The 15,796-nt window shown below is 71.7% G+C and carries 16 protein-coding genes; 12 read left to right on the top strand and 4 right to left on the bottom strand.

Annotated elements, in window-relative coordinates; all coding sequences use genetic code 11:
• Positions 1 to 2: 2 nt before the first annotated feature.
• The gene (locus ACIP5W_RS14675; protein WP_401472055.1) at positions 3 to 875 is read right to left on the bottom strand and encodes a hypothetical protein; all 873 of its coding nucleotides are present in this window, start codon (positions 873 to 875) and stop codon (positions 3 to 5) included.
• A 258-nt stretch (positions 876 to 1,133) separates the two neighbouring features.
• Here ACIP5W_RS14675 and argH point away from each other — a divergent pair, with 258 nt between their 5' ends.
• From argH to ACIP5W_RS14655, 4 genes are all read left to right on the top strand, one after another.
• Positions 1,134 to 2,561: an argininosuccinate lyase gene (gene argH, locus ACIP5W_RS14670; RefSeq protein ID WP_401472052.1), complete on the top strand. Its 1,428-nt coding sequence runs from the start codon at positions 1,134 to 1,136 to the stop codon at positions 2,559 to 2,561.
• A 76-nt stretch (positions 2,562 to 2,637) separates the two neighbouring features.
• Entirely contained in the window at positions 2,638 to 3,609 is a 972-nt protein-coding gene (locus ACIP5W_RS14665) for an aldo/keto reductase (protein WP_401472049.1), read from the top strand.
• An 81-nt stretch (positions 3,610 to 3,690) separates the two neighbouring features.
• Positions 3,691 to 4,242, top strand: coding sequence for a TetR/AcrR family transcriptional regulator (locus ACIP5W_RS14660; protein ID WP_401472046.1), 552 nt, complete (start codon positions 3,691 to 3,693; stop codon positions 4,240 to 4,242).
• Positions 4,239 to 5,762: an MFS transporter gene (locus tag ACIP5W_RS14655; RefSeq protein WP_401472043.1), complete on the top strand. Its 1,524-nt coding sequence runs from the start codon at positions 4,239 to 4,241 to the stop codon at positions 5,760 to 5,762. Before ACIP5W_RS14660 ends, ACIP5W_RS14655 begins: the two co-directional genes overlap by 4 nt.
• A 99-nt stretch (positions 5,763 to 5,861) precedes the next feature.
• Here ACIP5W_RS14655 and ACIP5W_RS14650 read toward each other — a convergent pair whose 3' ends face one another.
• The gene (locus ACIP5W_RS14650; protein WP_401472625.1) at positions 5,862 to 6,533 is read right to left on the bottom strand and encodes a lysophospholipid acyltransferase family protein; all 672 of its coding nucleotides are present in this window, start codon (positions 6,531 to 6,533) and stop codon (positions 5,862 to 5,864) included.
• A 414-nt stretch (positions 6,534 to 6,947) separates the two neighbouring features.
• Between ACIP5W_RS14650 and ACIP5W_RS14645 the strand changes: the two genes are divergently transcribed.
• The 3 genes from ACIP5W_RS14645 (at position 6,948) to ACIP5W_RS14635 (ending at position 9,270) form a co-directional block, all read left to right on the top strand.
• Positions 6,948 to 8,147 (top strand): glycerophosphodiester phosphodiesterase, encoded by a 1,200-nt coding sequence (locus ACIP5W_RS14645; protein ID WP_401472040.1) that lies wholly within the window; start codon positions 6,948 to 6,950, stop codon positions 8,145 to 8,147.
• Positions 8,148 to 8,211: 64 nt separating this feature from the next.
• Entirely contained in the window at positions 8,212 to 8,727 is a 516-nt protein-coding gene (locus ACIP5W_RS14640) for an RNA polymerase sigma factor (RefSeq protein WP_401472622.1), read from the top strand.
• Between the two features lie 45 nt (positions 8,728 to 8,772).
• Positions 8,773 to 9,270 (top strand): GNAT family N-acetyltransferase, encoded by a 498-nt coding sequence (locus ACIP5W_RS14635; protein WP_401472037.1) that lies wholly within the window; start codon positions 8,773 to 8,775, stop codon positions 9,268 to 9,270.
• Between the two features lie 11 nt (positions 9,271 to 9,281).
• Here ACIP5W_RS14635 and ACIP5W_RS14630 read toward each other — a convergent pair whose 3' ends face one another.
• Entirely contained in the window at positions 9,282 to 9,695 is a 414-nt protein-coding gene (locus ACIP5W_RS14630) for a hypothetical protein (protein ID WP_401472035.1), read from the bottom strand.
• 1 nt (position 9,696) lies between these two features.
• On the bottom strand, positions 9,697 to 10,056 hold the full coding sequence (locus ACIP5W_RS14625; protein ID WP_401472032.1) for a hypothetical protein: 360 nt from the start codon (positions 10,054 to 10,056) through the stop codon (positions 9,697 to 9,699).
• Positions 10,057 to 10,644: 588 nt separating this feature from the next.
• Between ACIP5W_RS14625 and ACIP5W_RS14620 the strand changes: the two genes are divergently transcribed.
• The 5 genes from ACIP5W_RS14620 to cbiE all read left to right on the top strand — a co-directional run bounded on the left by ACIP5W_RS14620 (position 10,645) and on the right by cbiE (position 15,539).
• Entirely contained in the window at positions 10,645 to 11,697 is a 1,053-nt protein-coding gene (locus tag ACIP5W_RS14620) for a methionine ABC transporter ATP-binding protein (RefSeq protein ID WP_401472029.1), read from the top strand.
• Entirely contained in the window at positions 11,694 to 12,446 is a 753-nt protein-coding gene (locus ACIP5W_RS14615) for a methionine ABC transporter permease (RefSeq protein ID WP_401472026.1), read from the top strand. The genes ACIP5W_RS14620 and ACIP5W_RS14615 overlap by 4 nt, the downstream gene beginning before the upstream one ends.
• Before the next feature lie 86 nt (positions 12,447 to 12,532).
• Positions 12,533 to 13,375, top strand: coding sequence for a MetQ/NlpA family ABC transporter substrate-binding protein (locus ACIP5W_RS14610; protein WP_401472023.1), 843 nt, complete (start codon positions 12,533 to 12,535; stop codon positions 13,373 to 13,375).
• 192 nt (positions 13,376 to 13,567) lie between these two features.
• The gene (locus ACIP5W_RS14605; protein WP_401472020.1) at positions 13,568 to 14,206 is read left to right on the top strand and encodes a GNAT family N-acetyltransferase; all 639 of its coding nucleotides are present in this window, start codon (positions 13,568 to 13,570) and stop codon (positions 14,204 to 14,206) included.
• A gap of 94 nt (positions 14,207 to 14,300) precedes the next feature.
• On the top strand, positions 14,301 to 15,539 hold the full coding sequence (cbiE, locus tag ACIP5W_RS14600) for a precorrin-6y C5,15-methyltransferase (decarboxylating) subunit CbiE (RefSeq protein WP_401472017.1): 1,239 nt from the start codon (positions 14,301 to 14,303) through the stop codon (positions 15,537 to 15,539).
• Positions 15,540 to 15,796 lie beyond the last annotated feature (257 nt).

The following is a 15,796-nucleotide window of genomic DNA, read 5'->3' as shown; positions in this document are numbered from 1 at the left end:
CGTCACTTGTTCAACGTGCAGGGCGCGAGGGCGTCGAGGCCCTGGGGCTTGGCGGCGGTGCGGCCGATGGCGGTCGCGATGCGGTTGACGGTGGCGACGCGCTTGTCCTTGAGGGGGCCGAGGATGGCGTTCTGGACGAAGTTGGGGCCGCCCTGGCCGACGGTGTCGACGAGGCGCTTGTTGGCCTCGGCGATCTGGGTGTTGAGCAGGGCGAGGTTGCGGTCCACCTCGGCCTTGGCGGTGGCGGGGACCGCGGGCAGCCGGGAGGCCACGTCCGGGCAGCTGATCGTTCCGGCGGCGCCGGCGTTGCCCGCGTTTCCGTTGTTCCCCGCGTTTCCGGCGTTTCCGTTGTTCCCGGCGTTCCCGTTGTTTCCGGCGTTGCCCGCGTTTCCGTTGTTCCCGGCTTGCTGACCGGGTGCCGCCGCGCCGCCGCCGTTGAGGGCGCAGGGCGCGAGGGCGTCGAGGCCCTGGGGCTTGGCGGCGGTGCGGCCGATGGCGGTCGCGATGCGGTTGACGGTGGCGACGCGCTTGTCCTTGAGGGGGCCGAGGATGGCGTTCTGGACGAAGTTGGGGCCGCCCTGGCCGACGGTGTCGACGAGGCGCTTGTTGGCCTCGGCGATCTGGGTGTTGAGCAGGGCGAGGTTGCGGTCCACCTCGGCCTTGGCGGTGGCGGGGACCGCGGGCAGCCGGGAGGCCACGTCCGGGCAGCTGATCGTTCCGGGCGAGGCGAGCGTCCGGGCGTTCGAGCCGCTGCTCTTGGACGTCTCCCCGGCGAGGGCGGAGTTCACGACCACCGCGCCGGTCAGTGCCAGAGCGGCGGCGCCGCCGATGACCGCCACACGGCGCTTGTTGTACTTCGGAAGAGCCCTGGACATGCGGATGCCTCACTTGGGTCAGGAGTGGGTGGGTCGAACGCGGCGCCTGCGTCCAGCGGTGAGTACGGGTAAGCGGTTGTCGTTGTTCAAAGGCGTTTCAAAAACATCCGCGAGGCCGACGGGTGACCGGACCCGCCGTCGGCTCGATTGACGAATCATGCAGAACACTGCATACTCATGCATCAGTCGGCCCGTGAAGGGCATCGGTCGGCCTGCGAAGACCTGAGTTCGCCCACATCCCCTCTAGGAGCAACGCAAGTGAGCAGCAACAGCGGTGACGTACGGCTCTGGGGCGGCCGGTTCGCCGACGGACCCGCCGAGGCCCTGGCGAAACTGTCCGCGTCCGTCCACTTCGACTGGCGGCTCGCGCCCTACGACATCGCCGGTTCCCGTGCCCACGCGCGCGTGCTCCACAAGGCGGGCCTGCTCACCGGCGACGAGCTGACGGCCATGCTCGCGGGCCTGGACCGGCTGGCGGCGGACGTGGCCTCGGGGGCCCTGGTCGGCACCGTCGCCGACGAGGACATCCACACCGCCCTGGAGCGGGGCCTGCTGGAGATCCTCGGCCCCGACCTCGGCGGCAAGCTCCGCGCCGGGCGCTCCCGCAACGACCAGGTCGCCACCCTCTTCCGGATGTACCTGCGCGACCACGCCCGGATCATCGGCGGCCTCGTCGCCGATCTCCAGGACGCCCTGATCGGCCTGGCGGAGGCCCACCCGGACGTGGCGATGCCCGGCCGCACCCACCTCCAGCACGCCCAGCCGGTCCTCTTCGCCCACCACCTCCTCGCGCACGTACAGCCTCTGTCCCGGGACGCGGAGCGGCTGCGCCAGTGGGACGAGCGCACGGCCGTCTCGCCGTACGGCTCGGGAGCGCTCGCCGGTTCCTCGCTCGGCCTCGACCCCGAGGCGGTCGCCGCGGACCTCGGCTTCGAGCACGGCAGTGTCGGCAACTCGATCGACGGCACGGCCTCCCGCGACTTCGTCGCCGAGTTCGCCTTCATCACCGCGATGATTGGCGTGAACCTCTCCCGGATCGCCGAGGAGATCATCATCTGGAACACGAAGGAGTTCTCCTTCGTGACCCTGCACGACGCGTTCTCCACGGGTTCGTCGATCATGCCGCAGAAGAAGAACCCGGACATCGCGGAGCTGGCGCGCGGCAAGAGCGGCCGTCTGATCGGCAACCTGACCGGTCTCCTGGCCACCCTCAAGGCCCTGCCCCTCGCGTACAACCGCGACCTCCAGGAGGACAAGGAGCCCGTCTTCGACTCCTGCGAGCAGCTGGAGGTCCTGCTCCCCGCCTTCACCGGCATGATCGCCACCCTCACCGTCCACCGCGAGCGCATGGAGGAACTGGCCCCGGCCGGCTTCTCCCTCGCCACCGACGTCGCCGAGTGGCTGGTCAAGCAGGGCGTGCCGTTCCGGGTGGCGCACGAGGTCGCCGGTGAGTGCGTGAAGGCCGCAGAGGCCGAGGGCAAGGAACTGGACGAGCTGACCGACGAGCAGTTCGCGAAGATCTCCGCCCACCTCACCCCCGAGGTGCGCTCCGTCCTCAACGTCCCCGGTGCCCTCGCCTCCCGCAACGGCCGCGGCGGTACGGCGCCCAGCGCGGTCGCCGTCCAGCTCGCCGAGGTGAAGGCGGACGTGGCCGTCCAGCGCCAGTGGGCGGACGCCAAGAAGTAGCGGCTCCACCGTCATCGGGGCGTCGCGGGTTACGTTTGTCGCCGGCCGTACCGGAGCCGACCGAACGGAGCCCGCGATGCCCTTCGCCCGCCTCGCCGCAGCGACGACCCCCACCTGCCACATCGGCCTGGGGCTCGCCGCGGTCGGCCGTCCCGGCTACATCAACCTCGGCCGGGACCGCGACCTCGGGGACGACCGCGGCGTCGAGACGCTGCGCGCCCGCACCCACGAACTCCTCGACGCCGCCTACGCCCAGGGCGTCCGCTACGTCGACGCGGCCCGCTCCTACGGCCGCTCCGAGGAGTTCCTCGCCGACTGGCTGGCGGCCCGCCCCGACGCGGCCGACGTCGTCGTCGGCAGCAAGTGGGGCTACACCTACACCGCCGAGTGGACCACCGACGCCGAGCTGCACGAGGTCAAGGACCACACCCTCGCGACGTACGAGCGGCAGCGCGCCGAGACGGCCCGCCTGCTCGGCGACCGTCTCGACCTCTACCAGATCCACTCGGTCACCCCGGACAGCCCGGCCCTCACCGACAGGGAACTCCACGCCAGGCTGGCCGAGGCCGCGGCCGAGGGCCTCACCGTCGGCTTCTCCACCAGCGGTCCCGCCCAGGCCGACGCCGTCCGCGCCGCCCTCGCCGTCGAGGTCGACGGCACCCCCCTCTTCCGTACCGTCCAGTCCACGTACAACGTCCTGGAGACCTCGGCCGGTCCGGCCCTCGCCGAGGCCCACGACGCCGGACTCACGGTGATCGTCAAGGAGGGCATGGCCAACGGCCGTCTCGCCGGGCCGCACGCACCGGACGTCCTCAGGGCGGTGGCCGAGGAGACCGGGCTCGGCTGTGACGCGGTCGCCCTCGCGGCGATCCTGCGGCAGCCGTGGGCCGGGGTCGTCCTGTCCGGCGCCGCGACGCTCGCGCAGCTCTCCTCCAACCTGCACGCGGCCGTCGTCGACCTCGACGAGGACCGCCTGGCCCGGCTCGCCGTCCTGGCGGAGGAGCCGGCCGCCTACTGGGAGCGGCGCGGCCGACTGCCCTGGCACTGAGGAATCGGCCCGGAAGGCACCGCGCGAGATGCGCATGTCGCCGATGAGACGTTTGTGTCTCATGTGGGTTAGAGTTGTCTCATGGCTGTCGATCGTGACCATGTGCTGCGCAGTGCCGCGGCCCTGCTGACCCGCAGATCCACCGCGACCATGGACGAGGTCGCCAGGGCCGCAGGGATCAGCAGGGCCACCCTGCACCGGCAGTTCGCCGGACGCGACGCGCTGGTACGGGCGCTGGAGGCGCTCGGCATCCAGGAGTGCGAGGCCGCCCTGGACCGGGCCCGCCCCGACGACGGCCCGGCGAGCGGGGCCGTCCGCCGCGTGGTCCGCGAGATCGAACCCGCGGCCGCCCTGCTGGCCTTCCTCTACAGCGAGAACCAGCTGTTCGAGGGAGAGGAGCAGAACGAGGGCTGGGCCAGGATCGACGACCGCGTCGCTGCCCTGTTCCGGCGCGGCCAGGCCGACGGCGAGTTCCGCATCGACCTGACGCCGGCCTGGCTCACCGAGGCCCTGTACGGCCTGCTGGCCTCCGGCGCCTGGGCGGTCGCGGAAGGCCGCGTCGCCCGCAACGACTTCACCCACATGGTCGTCGAGCTGCTGCTCGGCGGCGCACTGAGGAGAGAGGAACCATGACCGGCACGCTGCAGCAGGCGACCCCGGACGAGGCGGTGAAGCGCCCCGGCCGCTGGCTCGCGCTCTCCGTCCTCGTGTTCGCCGTGCTGCTGGTGGCCGTCGACGCCACCGTCCTCGGCCTGGCGACCCCGTACATCAGCGAGGACCTCGAGCCCTCGGGAACCCAGCTCCTGTGGATCGGCGACGTGTACTCCTTCGTCATCGCCGGTCTGCTGGTCTCGATGGGCAGCCTGGGCGACCGGATCGGCCGCAAGCGCGTCCTGCTCGTCGGCGCCACCGCCTTCGGCGCGATATCCGTGCTGAACGCGTACGCGACGACACCCGAGATGATGATCGCCGCCCGAGCGCTCCTCGGCGTCGCCGGCGCGACCCTGATGCCCGCCACCCTCGCTCTGATCCGCAACCTCTTCCACGACCCGCGCGAGCGGAGCCTGGCCGTGGGCATCTGGGGCGCCACGGCCTCCGCCGGCACGGCGGTCGGTCCGATCGTCGGCGGCTTCCTCCTCGAGCACTTCTGGTGGGGCTCGGTCTTCCTCATCAACCTGCCCGTGATGGCGGTCCTCGTCGTCGTCGGCGTCCGGACCCTGCCCGAGTCCCGCAACCCGAACCCGGGCCCGTGGGACCTGGCCGGCGTGGCGCTCTCCCTCGTCGGCGTGATCGGGCTCGTCTACGCCGTCAAGGAGGCCGCCGCCCACGGCCTCACCCGGACCACGGCCGGCGCCGCCCTGCTGGGCGCGGCGGCGCTGTACGGCTTCGTCCGCCGCCAACTGACGCTGCCGGTACCGCTGCTGGACATGCGCCTGTTCCGCAACCGCGGCTTCAGCGGCGCGGTCCTGGCCGACCTGCTGACCGTCCTCGGCCTGTCCGGCCTGGTCTTCTTCCTCTCCCAGTACCTGCAACTGGTGCAGGGCAGGAGCCCGTTGGAGGCAGGACTCGCCGAACTGCCCGCCGCGGTCGGCGCGGTGGCGGCCGGTCTGCTCGCCGGCCACGCGGCCCGGCGCTTCTCGGTCCGGGCGGTCGTCTCCGGCGGCCTCGCGGCGATCGGGCTGGCGCTGGCCGCCCTCACGGTGATCGACGAGAGCACCGGCTATCCGCTGCTGGGAGCGTCCCTGTTGGTCGTCGGCGTGGGCGCGGGCTTCTCGTTCACCGTCACGGCCGACGTGATCCTGTCCTCGGTGCCCAAGGAGGAGGCCGGCTCGGCGTCCGCGGTCTCGGAGACGGCGTACGAACTGGGCGCGGCTCTCGGCATCGCCGTCCTGGGCTCGATCGTGACGGGCGTCTACCGCGGCTTCCCGTCCCCGCCGGGCACGCCCGCGGGAGCACACGAATCGCTGGGCGGGGCGGTGGAGGCGGCCTCGGGCCTGCCCGCGGCCACGGCCCGGGAACTGCTGGCGTCGGCGCGCGGGGCCTTCGTCGACGGCCTCACGAACGCGGCGGGCGTGGGCGCGGCGGTGCTCCTGGCGACGGCGGCGGCAGCGTGGTTCATGCTCCGGGGCCAGCGGCTGGACAGCCGGCCCTGAGAGCCGCGGAGCCGTGCCGAGTCACGGAGCCGTGCCGAGCCGCTGCTCCGCAGCGAGGGCGCGGCCGCCCGCGGGGCAGCCGCGCCCGGCCGCGCGTCCTCAGGCGGCCTTCGCCTTCGTGGCGTACATGTCCACGTACTCCTGCCCGGACAGCCGCATGACCTCCGCCATCACGGAGTCCGTCACCGCGCGCAGCACGTACCGGTCCCGGTCCATCCCCTCGTACCGGGAGAACTCCATGGCCTCGCCGAACCGTACGGTGACCCGTCCGGGCCGGGGCATCCCCGCCCCGCCCGGCTGCAACTTGTCCGTGCCGATCATCGCGAAGGGGACGACGGGCGCACCCGTCATCAGCGTCAGACGGGCGATACCGGTACGCCCCCGGTACAGGCGGCCGTCGGGAGACCGCGTTCCCTCGGGGTAGATCCCGAAGACCTTGCCCTCCTCCAGCACCCGCCGCCCGGTCATCAGCGCCGCCACGCCTCCGCGGCCGCCGTCGCGGTCGACCGGGATCATGCCGACGCCGATGAAGAACCAGGCCATCAGCCGGCCCTTGAGGCTCTCGCCGGTGACGTACTCGTCCTTGCCGATGAAGAAGACCTGCCGGTCGCAGACCAGCGGCAGGATCATCGAGTCGATGAAGGTCAGGTGGTTGCCGGCCAGGATGACCGGACCGTCGCCCGGGATGTGCTCCACGCCCTCGACCCGGGGGCGGAACATCAGGCGCATGACCGGTCCGAGCACTGCCTTGATGAGCGCGAAGCGGGACAACGGGCCCTCCGATGTCAAGGGATAACGGTATGAGTCTGTGCAGGTGAGGACGATACTCGCGCCGCCGGGGGCGGCGCACATCGGGTTCACCGAGGTCTTACGCACTGTTGACCTACGTTTACCTGCACGGCCGGTCCGCCGCGGGCCCGACACACGGACACAACGATGTGACGGACATCGCGCCCCGCAGGCCCGTGAGGTTCCCACGGCCTCCGTGCCGGTGGCCGGGTGCGGCCTCGGCCGGTACCGACCGCGTACCCCGCCCCGCGCCACCGAATCGGACGACCCGTCATGTCGTCGTACGGCACGCGCCATCCACCGTCAGCCGGGTGTTCCGGCCGAGGTCTCCCGGCGGTCATGTCCACGCACCTACGATCGGCGCGCACGGGACGAGCCGACGGCAGGAGGACCCCCATGGTGACTCAGGATTCGCAGGATTCGCAGGAGTCGCAGAACTCGAGCCCCCACGCGGGCGGAACCGGACGGCGGGCGTTCCTCGGCGCGGCCGTCGCGCTCGGCGCCGCCGGAACGGCCCTGGGCCTCGCCGGCACCGCGGGCGCGACCGGGGCGCGGCCCGCCGGCAAGGGCATCCGCAGCCTCCCCGTGCCGACGATCATCGGCCACCGCGGCGCCAGCGGATACCGTCCCGAGCACACCTTCGGCTCCTATCAGCTCGCCCTCGACCTCGGCGCCGACGTCGTCGAGGCCGGCGACCTCGTCCCCACCAGGGACGGTCACCTCGTCTGCCGCCACGAGCCGGAGATCGGCGGCACCACGGACGTCGCGAGCCACCCCGAGTTCGCCGACCGCCGGACCACCAAGCTCCTCGACGGCGTCTCCACCACCGGCTGGTTCACCGAGGACTTCACGCTCGCCGAGCTGAAGACGCTCCGCGCGAGCGAGCGCATCCCCGCCAACCGCCCCCACAACACCCTCTACAACGGCCGCTGGGAGATCCCCACCTTCGAGGAGGTCCTGCGCTGGCAGGACGAGCAGACCCGCAAGCGCGGCAAGCAGGTCTGGATCTACCCCGAGCTGAAGCACCCCACCTACTTCCGCAAGCTCGGCCTGAACCTGGAGGAGCGCGTCGCCAGGCTGCTGCGCAGGCACGGCAAGGACGGCGGGAACGCGCCCGTCATCCTCCAGTCCTTCGAGCCGACCAGCATCCAGCGCCTGGACAGGATGGTCGGCAACCCGCTCGTCGTCCTGCTCTCCGGCGCCACGACCCGCCCCTGGGACTTCGTCGAGACCGGCGACCCGCGCACGGTCGCCGACCTGGTCACCCGCGAGGGCCTGCGCGAGATCGCCGGCTACGCCCAGGGGATCGGCCCCACCCTCGACCTGGTCGTCCCCAAGGACGCGGCCGGCAACCTCACCACGCCGACCACCCTGGTGGAGGACGCCCACGCGGCCGGCCTGATCCTGCACCCGTACACGATGCGCAACGAGAACCCCTTCCTGCCCGCGAACTTCCGCAAGGGCACCGGCCCGGACGCCTACGGCGACGTGTTCGGCGCGTACAAGGCCTACTTCGCCACCGGGATCGACGGTGTCTTCACCGACCAGCCGGACACGGGCCGCCTCGCCCGCGAGGACTTCGTCAACGGCTCCTGACCCCGTCGGGGTGACAACCGACCGCCCGGGCAACCCGTCCCCGGGCGGCCGCGTCGTGCCGCACATGACGTACGACATGCTCGCCGCCCTGCGCCCGCTGCTCACGGCGGAGGCCGACGCCGAGGCGCACGCCACCGGGACCGAGCCCGCCGACCTCGAACAGGCCGTCTGGCTGCGCCTCCTGGAGCACCTCGCCACCGACGGCCCGCCCCTCGACCCGCAGGGCTGGCTGCGCCGTGCGGTCCGCGCCGAGTCCCGGCGCACCCGTCGTACCGCCCGGCGGGAACGGCCTTACCCGGCCGACCCGGCCGACCTCGCCGACGACGGCGAACGCGGCCCCGAGCAGATCGCCCTCACCGCCGCCCGCCACCGCGCGCTGCGCGAGGCCGTGCGCCGGCTGCCCGCCCGGTGCTCCCGGCTCCTGGACGTCCTGCTGTCGCCGCAGGACCTCACGTACCGCGAGATCGCGGGGGAGTTGGGTATCTCACAGGGAAGTCTCGGACCGGAACGTTCCAGATGTCTGGCATGTCTGCGGCGTCTGCTCCGACCGGAGGTTGCGGCCCGTGGAGTGCGGGGATAGGAGTGTAGGACCACAGGCGATCAGGTGAGCGGGAGGCGTGCGCACATGGGCATGAGCGTGATCATCTCGGTGGGGACCGAGCAGGATGCCGAGCAGATCTTCAGGCTTCAATACCTGTGCTTCCAGGGCGAGGCGGCGCTGTACGGCAACTACCGCATCGCCCCCCTCGTGCAGACCCTCGACTCCGTCCGGCAGGAGCTGGCCTCCGACTGCGTCTACGTGGCGCGGCTCGGCGAGGAGGTCGTCGGCTCGGTGCGCGGCACGGTCACCGAGGACGGCGCGGCCTCCATCGGCAGGCTCTGCGTCCACCCCCGCCTCCAGGGGCACGGCATCGGCGCGAGGCTGCTGCGCGCGGCCGAATCGGCGCTTGCCGAGGAGCGCGGCGCCACCAGGTTCCGCCTCTTCACCGGCCACCGCAGCGAAAGCAACCTCCGCCTGTACCGCCGGGTCGGCTACCGGACGGTGGGCACGTCCCAGGGCTCGGACGGCGTCCCGATGATCGTCCTGGAGAAGTCGGCGGACGAGTTCGCCGCCACGGCCTGACAGGCCCGGACTCAGCCCGCCCGCCGCGCCTTCCGCAGCCAGAAGAGAGCGGTCAGGGGCAGCAGTACCGGGATGAACACATAACCCATCCCGTAGTCCGACCACACGGTCGAGTCCGGGAAGGCGTCCGGGTCCACCAGGGTCCAGGTGCCCACGGCCAGCACACCCGCCAGCTCGGCGGCGCAGCACACCTGCGCCGCCCTGCGCGCCGTCTCCCCGCCCCGTACCAGCGAGTACGTGATGAAGCCGTACACCAGACCGGCCACCGCGGACAGCGCGTACGCGAGCGGCGCCCGGTCGAACTCCGTCGCGATCTGGTACGCCGACCGCGACACCGCGCCGACCACCATCACGCCGTAGAACCAGACCAGCAGCAGACCGGGCCCGCCGATCAGCCGCGCCGGCTTCTCCTTGACGGCCGTCACCTCAGCCTCCCCAGATGTCGTGGAGGCGCACCTCCAGGACGGCGAGCACGACCCCGCCGGCCGCGACCGTCACCGAACCCCACCGGGTCCGCTCCGCCAGCGACATGAACCCCGCCGCCGGAACGCACGCGAACGCGCCCAGCAGATACGCCACGAAGATCGTCGTGCCCTGCGCCGGGTCCTCGCCCCGTGCCAGCAGCACGATCCCGACGACCAGCTGGACCAGCGCCAGCACCGAGACCACGGCCATCCCGATGAAGTGCCAGTCCTTCGTCGGCTGGTCACGGTAGGCCGCCCAGCCGCACCAGGCGGCGAGCAGCAGCGCGGCGACACCGGTCGTCAGTGTCAGGGCATCCAGCATGCAGTGACCTTATTACGGCCGTATGCGGCCCCCGCGGCCGGGCCCGCGCCGCGAGCCGGACCCGGCCGGCGACCGTGGCGTTGGCCACAGCCCGCCCCGACCGCGGAGCCGGGTCCGGCCGGGGCGAGAAGACCCTGTCCTGCTTGTCCGCACTGGTCAGGGGTGGGGGAGCGGATGGCTCCGTTCGCGTGGACGCGCTGTCCACGCTTGTCCAGCATGTGGACGACCGGGCTTTGTCAGGACCGTAGGTCTGCTTTACTGATCGCATGACCACGACGAGCAGCCGCACCCTTGCGACCGAGGCGACCATGACGCCCGGTGCTCGTTGTACGTGTCGAATGTGCGCCTTCTAGAGGGCCCCCGCACCACCCCGAGCTCGCGCCCCGAAGCGAGACGCCGTGGCACGTCCGTACGCCCCGAGTACGTGACGAGGCACCCCCCGCTGCCTGGACGGCGCGGGGAGACCCATCGCGCACATGTTCTCCCCCGGTTCCATCGCCATCGCGAGAACCGTGTCGCGTCCCTGACCGAATGCATCCGTGCCCGGGCACACCCACGCCCGCGCACTCGACAGTGACGGAAACCCACGTGATCACCACCACGGGCCTGACGAAAATCTACGGGGCCGACCGCTCGCGCGGCCGTGAGGTCACCGCCCTCGACGGCGTCGACCTGCACGTCCGCGAAGGTGAGGTGTACGGCGTCATCGGCCAGTCCGGCGCCGGCAAGTCCTCGCTGATCCGCTGCGTCAACCTCCTGGAGCGCCCCACCTCCGGCACGGTCACCGTCGCCGGCCAGGACCTCACCGCCCTCGCCGGCCGCGGCCCGCGCGCCGGCCGGGAACTGCGCGAGGCGCGCAGCCGTATCGGCATGGTCTTCCAGCACTTCAACCTGCTGTCGTCGCGCACTGTGCGGGACAACGTCGAGCTGCCGCTGGAAATCCTCGGAAAATCGGGGAAGGAACGTTCCCGCAAGGCGCTCGAACTGCTCGACCTCGTCGGTCTCGCCGACAAGGCGGGCGCCTACCCCGCCCAGCTCTCCGGCGGCCAGAAGCAGCGCGTCGGCATCGCCCGCGCCCTCGCCGGCGACCCCAAGGTGCTGCTCTCCGACGAGGCCACCAGCGCCCTCGACCCGGAGACCACCCGCTCGATCCTCCAGCTGCTGCGCGACCTGAACCGACAGCTGGGCCTGACGGTCCTGCTCATCACCCACGAGATGGGCGTGGTGAAGTCGGTCTGCGACTCCGCGGCGCTCATGGAGCGCGGCCGCGTCGTCGAGTCCGGCACCGTCGGCGAGCTGCTCGCCACGCCGGGCTCCCAGCTGGCCGCCGCGCTCTTCCCGGTGGGCGGCGAGGCGACCGGCGGCGACCGGACCGTCCTCGACGTCACCTTCCAGGGCGAGGCCGCGACCCAGCCGGTCATCTCCCAGCTGTCGCGCACCTACAACATCGACATCTCGATCCTGGGCGCGGCCATCGACACCGTCGGCGGCCTCCAGGTCGGGCGGATGCGCATCGAACTGCCCGGCCGCTACGAGGACAACGTGGTGCCGATCGGCTTCCTGCGCGAACAGGGTCTCCAGATCGACGTGCCGGGCACCGCCGACGAGCGGCCCCAGCCGGTGAAGGACGGTGCCAAGTGACCTGGGCTGAATTCTCGGCGATGCAGCCCCTGCTGGAGCAGGCATGTTGGGACACCCTCTACATGGTGGGCTGGTCCACGCTGATCGCCGTCGTGGGCGGCCTTCCGCTCGGCATCCTCCTGGTCCTCACCGACCGGGGCGGCCTGCTGCAGAACATCGTCGCCAACAAGGTGATCGGGCAGGTCGTGAACATCGCCCGCTCGATGCCGTTCATCATCCTGATGGTCGCGCTGATGACCTTCACCCGCTGGGTGACCGGAACGACCATCGGCCGCGAGGCCGCCATCGTGCCGCTCGCCATCGGCGCGATCCCCTTCTTCGCCCGCCTGGTGGAGATGTCCGTCCGGGAGGTCGACAGCGGACTCGTGGAAGCCGTGCAGTCCATGGGCGGCAGCACCTGGAAGATCGTCCGCAGTGTCCTCGTCCCCGAGGCGCTGCCGTCCCTGATCTCCGGCACCACCACGACCGTCGTCGCCCTCATCGGCTACTCCGCCATGGCGGGCACCGTCGGTGCGGGCGGCCTGGGCGACATCGCGATCCGCTACGGCTACCAGCGCTTCGACACCGGCCTGATGTGGATCACCGTCGCCATCCTGGCCGTCGTCATCTCCCTGCTCCAGTTCGGCGGCGACTTCGCGGCCCGCTCCCTGCACCGGCGCACCGGCAGGGGCGGCCCGCTGCTCCTCTTCAGGCCGCTGCGCGGCGTCCTCCCCGGCACGGTCGCCACCGACGCCGTCAGGAAGAGCTGACCGCACCCGCCCCGCCCACACCACCCCCCTCTGTTCCCCCCGCACACCCACCGCGGGGACGCACCACCTCAGGAAAGGCACTTTTCGTGCGTAACACCGCCAAGATCACCACCGCTGTCCTCGCCGTCGGAGCCCTCACCCTCGGGCTCGGCGCGTGCGGCTCGGACAAGGACTCCGGCTCCGGCTCCGGCTCCGTCGACACGAGCGGCCCGCTGATCGTCGCCGCGAGCCCCGTCCCGCACGCCGAGATCCTCACCTTCGTCAAGGACGAGCTGGCCAAGGACGCGGGCCTCGACCTGGAGGTCAAGGAGTTCACCGACTACGTCACGCCGAACACGGCGACGGAAGACGGCTCGGTGGGCGCCAACTACTTCCAGAACCAGCCCTACCTCGACGACTTCAACAAGAAGAACGGCACCCACATCGTGCCCGTCGTCACCGTCCACCTGGAGCCGCTCGGCCTCTACTCCAACAAGTTCAAGAGCGTCGACGACCTCAAGAGCGGTGCGACCGTCGCCGTTCCGAACGACACCGTCAACGAGGCACGCGCCCTGAAGCTGCTCGCCGCGAACGGCCTCATCACGCTCAAGGACGGCGCGGGCAACTCGGCGACCCCCGCCGACATCAGCAAGAACCCGAAGAACCTCAAGTTCAAGGAGCTGGAGGCGGCCCAGACCCCGCGCTCCCTGGACGACGTGGACGCCGCCGTCATCAACGGCAACTACGCCATCGAGGCCGACCTGAAGCCCTCGAAGGACGCCCTCGTCCTGGAGTCCGCGACGGACAACCCCTACGGCAACTTCCTCGCCGTCAAGGAGGGCAACGAGGACGACCCGCGCGTGCAGAAGCTCGCGAAGCTCCTCACCTCTGCCGAGGTCAAGAAGTTCATCGAGGACAAGTACGCCGGTTCCGTCATCGCGTCCTTCTGACGCGGGTCCGGGCTCCGTTCCGCCGGTCAAGTCCTGACGTACACGAACAAGTTCATCACGGGGTCCGCACCGTCGGCCGGTGCGGACCCCGTGGTGCGACCCGGTGCTTTCATGCTGCATGCTGAGCAGTTCAGCGGGCCTGACGGCCAACCAGGTCGGACCCTGACGGTTTCGAAGGTTACGGAGCGGCGCATGACGAGCACCTTCCCCAACATCTCCATCAGCACGGAGCGGTTGGTGCTGCGTCCCCTCGACGAGGACGACGTGCCCGCACTGGCCGAGATGATGAACGACGAACAGGTCACGGCCTGGACCTCCGTCCCCCAGCCCTTCACCGCCGAGAACGCCCGCGCCTGGATCACCGAGTACGCCCCCGCCGAACGCGCCTGCGGACGCGGACTCGACCTCGCCGTCACCGAGTTCCTCACCCAGCGGCTCGTCGGCGTCATCCAGCTCGGCAGGACCAACTGGCACGTACGGTCCACCGAACTGTCGTACATCATCGCCCCCTGGGCCCGCGGCGAGGGCTACGCCTCCGAGGCGGCGCTCGCCACCGCCCAGTGGCTGCTCACCGACCAGAAACTCGAACGCATCGAGCTGCGCACGGCCGCCGACAACACCGCCTCGCAGCAGGTCGCGCAGAAGATCGGCTGTATCAGCGAGGGCGTCCTGCGCGGCGCCTGCATAGCGCGTGTGCGCGCCGACGACGGCACCTGGAGCGAGGCGCGCACCGACTTCATCGTGTGGAGCCTCCTCCCGGAGGACATCGAGGGCGCGGGGGAGCACCTCACGGAGAGCGGCGGCTACCCGTCGTACGGCGACTGGAACTGACCCCGGGGCGCGGCGCCGCCGCCGCCCGCCCCGCGCGACCAGGTACTCTCACGGAGCCCCGCCAGCCGCGCAGACCCACGGGAGACAGACGACGATGGCCGACCGTGTCACGGTGATCGGCTGGGACGGCTCGCCGCTGACCGCCGCCGCCCGTTCGGCCCTGGGCGCCGCCACCCTGGTGGCCGGTGCCGCCCACCACCTGGCACTGCCCGAGGTGCCCCCCGCCGCCGAACGCATCCGCCTCGGCAGCGTCGCCCTCGCCGCCCGCCGCATCGCCGGCCACCGCGGCACGGCCGTCGTCCTCGCCGACGGCGACCCCGGCTTCTTCGGTGTCGTACGGACCCTGCGCGCACCCGAGTTCGGCCTGGAGGTCGAGGTCGTCCCGGGCGTATCCTCCGTCGCCGCCGCGTTCGCCCGCGCCAGCATGCCCTGGGACGACGCCCAGGTGGTCGTCGCACACCGACGCACCCTGCGCCGGGCGGTGAACGTGTGCCGGGCCCATCCCAAGGTCGCCGTCCTCACCTCACCCGGTGCCGGCCCCGCCGAGCTGGGACTGCTCATGGAGGGTGTCCACCGCACCTTCGTCGTCTGCGAGGAACTCGGCACCGACCGCGAACAGGTCAGCGTCGTCACCTCCGAGAAGGCCGCCGACCACACCTGGCGCGACCCCAACGTCGTCATCGTCATCGGCGGCACCACCGGCGCGCCGCCGGCGGGCGACGGCGGCTGGATCGCCGGGCGAGACCCGGGCACCGGCCCCCGCGGCTGGACCCTGCCCGCCGGGGAGTACGGCGGCGGACTGGGCGAAGGGGAGGCGGAGCTGCTGCGGGCGGCCCAACTCGCCCGGCTCGGACCGCGGGTGGGCGACCTCGTCTGGGACATCGGCTGCGGCAGCGGCGCCTTCGCCACCGAGGCCGCGCGGGCCGGGGCGGCCGTCATCGCCGTCGACCGCGCCCTGGAGGCGTGCGCCCGCACCGACGCCGCCGCGCGCCGCTTCGGCGTCCAGCTCCAGATCGTCCGCGGCACCGCCCCGCACGTCCTGGAGGACCTGCCCGAACCGGACGTCGTCCGCGTCGGCGGCGGGGGAGCGGCCGTCGTCTCGGCGGTCGCCGACCGCCGCCCGCAGCGCATCGTCACCCACGCCATGACCCGCGACGCCGCCGAACTCGTCGGCCGCGACCTGACCGAGCACGGCTACCGCGTCCAGTGCGCGCTCGTCCAGTCCGTCGAACTCGACACGCGGGCCTGGACGGAGACCGAGCGGAGTGTCGCGTTCCTGCTCAGCGGGGTTCTGCCGGACCGTTCGGACCGACCCGGTCCGTCCTCCCCGTGATCCTGTCGTCCCACCGCGCGCGGTAGGCTGGCCGATCGTCGTACCGCATTCGGGCACCCGGCTTTTCGTCGGCCGATGTCCGGGAAACGCGTCTGTTTCGGGGTGGGTGTGGTACGGCAGAACCTGAGGGCGCGCAACGTGGCGCAGTCCACAGCGGAGCGTCGCGGATCAAGCTGTCGCGACGCGGCAACGGCCGCGACAATGCCACTGAATGGCTTTGTCGTCTTTTCCGGGCGGGTCGTTCGTGCCGCTGGGCG

Source organism: Streptomyces sp. NPDC088766, assembly GCF_044750845.1.
GTDB lineage: Bacteria > Actinomycetota > Actinomycetes > Streptomycetales > Streptomycetaceae > Streptomyces.
The sequence above is the reverse complement of the archived record's forward strand: the minus strand, read 5'-3'. Positions and strand labels throughout refer to the sequence as shown.